4 protein-coding genes are annotated in these 6,584 nt (G+C 66.6%); 2 read left to right on the top strand and 2 right to left on the bottom strand.

Annotation, left to right across the window (positions count from 1 at the left end; genetic code table 11):
* The coding region (locus tag GJ633_RS12775; protein ID WP_156589136.1) for an AAA family ATPase at nucleotides 1-1,271 on the top strand (1,271 nt) is incomplete at its 5' end.
* A 91-nt stretch (nucleotides 1,272-1,362) separates the two neighbouring features.
* On the opposite strand, the gene GJ633_RS12770 is transcribed toward GJ633_RS12775, so the two are convergent.
* Nucleotides 1,363-1,575, bottom strand: a complete 213-nt coding sequence (locus GJ633_RS12770; RefSeq protein WP_394351158.1) for a hypothetical protein — start codon at nucleotides 1,573-1,575, stop codon at nucleotides 1,363-1,365.
* 449 nt (nucleotides 1,576-2,024) lie between these two features.
* On the opposite strand from GJ633_RS12770, the gene GJ633_RS12765 reads away from it, so the two are divergent.
* The gene (locus tag GJ633_RS12765) at nucleotides 2,025-6,311 is read left to right on the top strand and encodes an LAGLIDADG family homing endonuclease (protein ID WP_156589134.1); all 4,287 of its coding nucleotides are present in this window, start codon (nucleotides 2,025-2,027) and stop codon (nucleotides 6,309-6,311) included.
* 127 nt (nucleotides 6,312-6,438) lie between these two features.
* Here the strand turns inward: GJ633_RS12765 and GJ633_RS12760 are convergent.
* A partial coding sequence (locus GJ633_RS12760) for a biotin/lipoyl-containing protein (protein WP_156589133.1) occupies nucleotides 6,439-6,584 on the bottom strand: 146 nt, incomplete at its 5' end.

Below are 6,584 nucleotides of genomic sequence, written 5' to 3'. Positions count from 1 at the left end.
GCGCGACCAACCGCGTCGACGCGATCGACCCCGCGCTCCGGCGGGGCGGCCGCTTCGACCGCGAGATCGAGGTCGGCGTCCCCGACCGCGACGGCCGCAAGGAGATCCTGCAGGTCCACACGCGGAACATGCCGCTCACCGAGGGGATCGACCTCGACGAGTACGCCGAGAACACCCACGGCTTCGTGGGGGCCGACCTCGAGTCGCTGGCCAAGGAGTCCGCGATGCACGCGCTGCGGCGCATCCGCCCCGAGCTCGACCTCGAGAGCGACGAGATCGACGCCGACGTACTGAACTCGATCCAGGTGACCGAGTCCGACTTCAAGCAGGCGATGAAGGGGATCGAGCCCTCCGCGTTACGCGAGGTGTTCGTGGAGGTCCCCGACGTCACCTGGGACGACGTGGGCGGACTCGGTGAGACCAAAGAGCGGCTCCGCGAGACGATCCAGTGGCCGCTGGAGTACCCCGAGGTGTTCGACCAGCTCGACATGGAGGCCGCCAAGGGGGTGCTGATGTACGGTCCCCCGGGTACGGGAAAGACCCTGCTCGCGAAGGCCGTCGCCAACGAGAGCGAGTCGAACTTCATCTCGATCAAGGGGCCCGAGCTGCTCAACAAGTACGTGGGCGAGTCCGAGAAGGGCGTCCGCGAGGTGTTCAGCAAGGCCCGCGAGAACGCGCCGACGATCGTGTTCTTCGACGAGATCGACTCGATCGCGACGGAGCGCGGGTCGAACACGGGCGACTCCGGCGTGAGCGAGCGCGTCGTCTCCCAGCTGCTGACGGAGCTCGACGGGCTCGAGTCGCTGGAGGACGTCGTCGTCATCGCGACGACGAACCGCCCGGACCTCATCGACTCCGCGCTGCTCCGTCCCGGTCGGCTCGACCGGCACGTCCACGTGCCCGTCCCCGACGAGGAGGCGCGCCGGCGGATCTTCGAGGTCCACACGCGGAACAAGCCGCTGGCCGACGACGTCGACCTCGACGCGCTGGCCCGCAAGACCGAGGGCTACGTGGGCGCCGACATCGAGGCGGTCGCCCGCGAGGCGTCGATGAACGCCTCCCGGGAGTTCATCGGCAGCGTCGCGCGCGAGGAGGTCGGCGAGTCCGTCGGCAACGTCCGCGTGACGATGCAGCACTTCGAGGACGCCTTACAGGCGGTGAACCCCAGCGTCACTCCCGAGACGCGCGAGCGCTACGAGGAGATCGAACAGCAGTTCAAGCGGTCCGAGGTCGACCGCACGGACGCCGAGCCCGGCACCGCGTTCCAGTAGGCGGACCGTCGGCCGCCCGGCGGTTCCTCCGCGCCGACCCGCTCCTCGTTCCCGCCCGCCGCTCTTCCGCGACGCGGCGGCGGCGCGCCGGTCAGATCACACCGAGCGTCGACAACAGGAACAGCGCGGCGACGACGACGATCCCGATCGTGATGAGCCGCCACGCGAGCGACAGGACGAACTTCCCGACGATGACCACGAGCGCGGCGGCGACCAGCGCGGCGAGCAGCTGGCCCATCGGGCTCCCGAGGAACCCGGCCTGTAGCGGTACCGACGTCGCGAGTGCGGCGGTCGAAGCGCTCATGTCGCTCTCCACGACGAGGATCCGCATAAGCCTGTGGGAGCCAGTACCTGTGGGTGTAGTATTCTGATAATTTCGCCCCGATCCATCCGTGATCGTGGATCGAACCTCGCCGGAGAGCGCGCGACCGACTGGCACGTTCGTCAATCTCCACGCCGAGGGACGGCGAACCGATACCCCTTCTGTTCCGGTGAAGATACCGTCCGAGTCTCTCGGTTTTTTGCTTCAGATATTAGTTTCACTCCGGTCTGCCTACGCTTATGTGTCCAGAACTCGTGGCTTGGTACCGTACTCGGATCTGCAGTCGATCGCACGGCAGATAGTTACATAACGGATCGAACAGATCGTCACCAATTCGGGCCGGGAGCGGAACACAAAAGGGCCCGCTGCGCCAGTGGACAGACACGACACATGAGCCAGAACGCACACCACCCGAGCGCGGGGGCCGTCGTATGAGCAGCGACGGCGTCGCCGCCGACGAACTGGAACTGCCGATCAAACGAACCACGGGCGAGACGATGGAGGAGCGTCTCACCGCCAACGCGTACCACAACATCCTGCCCGCGCGGTACCTCCGGAAGAACGCCGACGGCGAGCCGGTGGAAGACCAGGAGGAGCTGTTCGAGCGCGTCGCGAAGAACGTCGCGCTCGCGGAGGCGGTCTTCGAGGCCGAGAACCGCGACGTCGAGGTCACCGTCACGCCCGCCCAGCTGAAGCCCGACCACCCGCGCCGGGACGAGCTCGCCGAAGAGGTGTTCGGCGCCGGCGTCGCGGCCGCCGACGAGGCGGAGACGACGCTCACCGCCCACAACGTCAACAAGTTCGCGTACGACACCGTCGTCCCCGAGCTTCCCGAGGGCGTCCGCGAGCACGTCGAGGAGACCGCCGAGACGTTCCGCGAGGGGATGGAGAAGCTCTCGTTCATGCCGAACTCCCCGACCCTGATGAACGCGGGCGACGAGCTCCAGCAGCTGTCCGCCTGCTTCGTCGACTCGCCCGCCGACGACATCACCGACATCCACCAGACCGCCAAGGAGGCCGCGGAGGTCTTCCAGAGCGGCGGCGGCATGGGGTACGCGTTCTGGAAGCTCCGCCCCTACGGCGACGCGGTCGGCTCGACCGGCGGCATCGCCTCCGGGCCGATCACGTTTATGCGCACGTTCGACCAGATGTGCGAGACGATAGCCCAGGGGGGCGCGCGCCGCGGCGCCCAGATGGGCGTGATGCGCATCTCGCACCCGGACGTCATCCAGTTTATCCACGCGAAGAACAAGGACGTCTCGCTGGCTCACTCGCTGCGGCTGAACGACCCCGACGACTTCACGCACAACTCCTTCGCGGACGCCCTGGAGGAGGCCCGCGAGCTCATCGACGACGAGGGGCGCGTCCCCGAGCACCTCCGGAACGCCGTCGAGGGCCACCTCTCGAACTTCAACATCAGCGTCGGCGTCACCGACGACTTCATGGAGGCGCTCGCCGCCGACGAGGAGTTCACGTTCACCAACCCCCGCACCGAGGAGCCGCACGTCGCCACGCCGGAGACGAAGGAGCTGTACGACATGTTCGGGCTCGGCGAGCACGTCGAGGTCGGCGAGGTACTCTCCGTCCCCGCCGCCGACATCTGGGACCACATGATCGAGGGCGCCCACGAGAACGGCGAGCCGGGCGTCATCTACCTCGAACGGGTGAACAAGCAACATTCGTTCGACATCGAAGAAAATCCAAGTCATAGAATCCTCGCGACGAACCCGTGTGTGACCGGCGACACGCTGATCAGTACGGAAAACGGCCTCATTGAAGCCGAAGAACTCTACGAGCAGGGCGTCGCTCGCGACGTCGTCGTCGACGGCCGCCTCAGCGAGGAGACGCTCAAGGAAGCGAGCAGCGTCTACAAGACCGGCGAGAAGGACGTTTATAAGCTAACGACTGAGGAGGGTTACGAACTCCGTCTGACCGACGACCACCGCGTCATGACGGACGACGGATGGGTCGAAGCCGGCGATCTCGACGCGGGCGACACGGTTCACATCCAGAATCGGAAAGGCTCGTTCGGGCAGCACGGGACCGCGGCGGAAGGTCGCGTACTCGGCTGGCTGGTCGGTGACGGCCATCTCAAGACCGGTGAGGAGCGCGCCGTGCTCAACTTCTACGACGAGGACGCCGAGGTCTCCGAGTCGTTCGCAGCCGACGTGAACGAGGTCGTTCGCGACCCAGTCGGTAACGCCGACTACGAGGTCGGTGTCAACGAAATCGCCAGAGGCGACGACTACCGTGGCGCGCAGGCAGTCGAGCAGCGGATCCGCTCGACTCGGCTCTACGAGTACGCGGAAGAGGCCGGCTTAATCGACCAGAAGCATCAGGTTCCCGAAGCGGTGACACGCGGGAGCGAGGAGATGGCACGCGGGTACCTGCGTGCGCTGTTCTCCGCTGACGGCGGCGTTCAGGGGAACGTCGAGAAAGGCGTCTCCGTCCGGCTCACGAGTACCAGTACCGACCTGCTAAAACAGGTCCAGCAACTGCTGGTCAACTTCGGAATCTTCAGCAAGATCTACGAGGAGCGCCACGAGGCGGGCGTTCACGAGATGCCCGACGGGAAGGGCGGAACTGTGGAATACGATCGGCAGGCCGACCACGACCTCGTCATCTCGAAGGACAATCTCGTCCGCTTCGCAGAGGAGATCGGATTCCTCCTCGACTCGAAACAGGAGGCGCTCGACGAGCGTCTCGCGAACTACGACCGTGGTCCCTACAGCGAAGGGTTCGAGGCGACCGTCGAAGCGGTCGAATCCGACGGCCACGAGGCGGTCTACGACCTGACCGAACCGGAGACGAGTTCGTTCGTCGCGAACGGGCTCGTGGTTCACAACTGCGGAGAGCAGCCGCTCGAGGAGTACGAGGCGTGTAACCTCGGCCACATCAACCTCTCGACGCTCGCGGCGCAGGACGCGCCCGACTGGCGCGTCTGGGCCGACGAGCACGCCGACGCGTACGACTCCGAGGAGGCGGCCATGGCGGCGTTCTTGGAGGAGGCGATCGACTTCGAGGCGTTCGACGAGCGGATCGACTACGGCACCCGCTTCCTCGAGAACGTCGTCACCATGTCGGACTTCCCGGTCGACGAGATCGAACAGAAGGTCCGCGACATGCGGAAGATCGGGCTGGGAATCATGGGGCTCGCGCAGCTGTACATCCAGCTCGGCGTCCGGTACGGCTCCGACGCGGGCAACGAGATCGCTCGCCAGCTCATGACCCACATCAACCACCGGTCGAAGCTCGCCTCCCACGAGCTCGCGAAGGAGCGCGGCACGTTCAACGACTGGGCGGACTCGAAGTACGCGAACCCGACCGAGTACCGCGACTGGTTCGAACACTACACCGGGCTCGACCCCGACGAGTGGGCCGACGGCTTCCCCGTTCGCAACCACAACACGACGACGATCGCGCCCACGGGCACGACGTCGATGATCGGCAACACGACCGGCGGCTGTGAGCCCATCTACAACGTCGCCTACTACAAGAACGTCTCCGACGACGTGCAGGGCGACGAGATGCTCGTGGAGTTCGACGACTACTTCCTGCGCACGCTGGAGGCCAACGACGTCGACGTCAAGGCGGTCAAAACGGAGGCGCAAGAACAGATGGCGACGAACGAGTTCGACGGCGTCGACGGGCTGGAGACGGTGCCGGACGCCATCGGCGAGCTGTTCGTCGTCACGGGCGACCTCTCGGCGAAGGAGCACGCTGGCGTGCAGGTCGCGTGTCAGGCGGGGGTCGACTCCGCCATCTCGAAGACGGTCAACGCGCCGAACGACTCCACGGTCGACGACGCCAAGGAGGTCTTCGAGTACATCTACGAGAACGGCGGGAAGGGCGTCACCTACTACCGCGACGGCACCCGCTCGAAGCAGGTGCTCACGACCCGCGCGCAGAACACGGAGTTCGCCGACGAGAGCGAGGCGGCCGAGACGATCGTCGAGCAGATCGAGGAGGTGTTCGGCGGCGTCGAGGCGTTCCTCGGCAACGAGGACGTCCAGGCGGCGATCGACGCGGAGATCGCCGACCTGCTGGCGGCCAGCGAGCAGCCCCGGATCGACTACAGCGAGCGACGCCCGCGGCCGGACTCGCTGTCCGGCGTCACCCAGCGCGTCGAGACGGGCTACGGCAAGCTGTACGTCACCGTCAACGAGGACGAGAACGGCCGTCCGTTCGAGCTGTTCGCGAACATCGGTCACTCCGGGGGCTACACCAACTCCTTCACGGAGGCGCTCGCGAAGGTCATCTCCACCGCGCTCCGTTCGGGCGTCGACCCCGAGGAGATCGTCGACGAGCTGCAGGGTACCCGGAGCCCGAAGGTCGCGTGGGACAAAGGCGAGCAGATCCAGTCGATCCCCGACGCGATCGGCACCGCCCTGCGGCGGTACCTCGACGACGACGTCGACAAGGGGATCCCCCAACAGCAGAGCCTCGACGACGTCGAGCGCGACCTGGCCGAGGAGGCGACCTCGGACCAGCCGAGCCAGACCGACGGCGGCGCGATCGACGCGGGAGCGGCGACGGACGCGGACGGGGCCGACGGGCCGGAGTCGCCCGACGGTCCCGACGCGGACGGTGCCGAGGACGCGATACAGGAGCTGATCGCGGCCGGCGAGGCGCCGGAGTGTCCCGACTGCGGGAGCATGAACCTCTACTACTCCGAGGGCTGCAAGACCTGCGAGTCGTGCGGCTGGTCGGAGTGTTGAACCGCCCGCGACGGTAGCGGGAACCGGTTTCGGCGTTTTCCGCCGCTTCCCGGCGTTTTCCGCCGCTTTTGACGTCTGTCGCTGTTTTTCGACGCCGCCGCGGTTTCGCCTCGCAGACGCGGCGGTCTCAGTCGAGGACGACCAGCACGTCGCCCATGTCGACGCTGTCGCCCTCGGCGACGTGGACGCCGGTGACGGTGCCGCCGCGCTCGGCGACCACGTCGTTTTCCATCTTCATCGCTTCGAGCACGCAGACCACGTCGCCGGCGGCGA

This window comes from Halorubrum sp. CBA1125, from assembly GCF_009742825.1.
GTDB lineage: Archaea > Halobacteriota > Halobacteria > Halobacteriales > Haloferacaceae > Halorubrum.
Note: the sequence above shows the minus strand (reverse complement) of the source record. Positions and strands in the feature narration are given on the sequence as shown.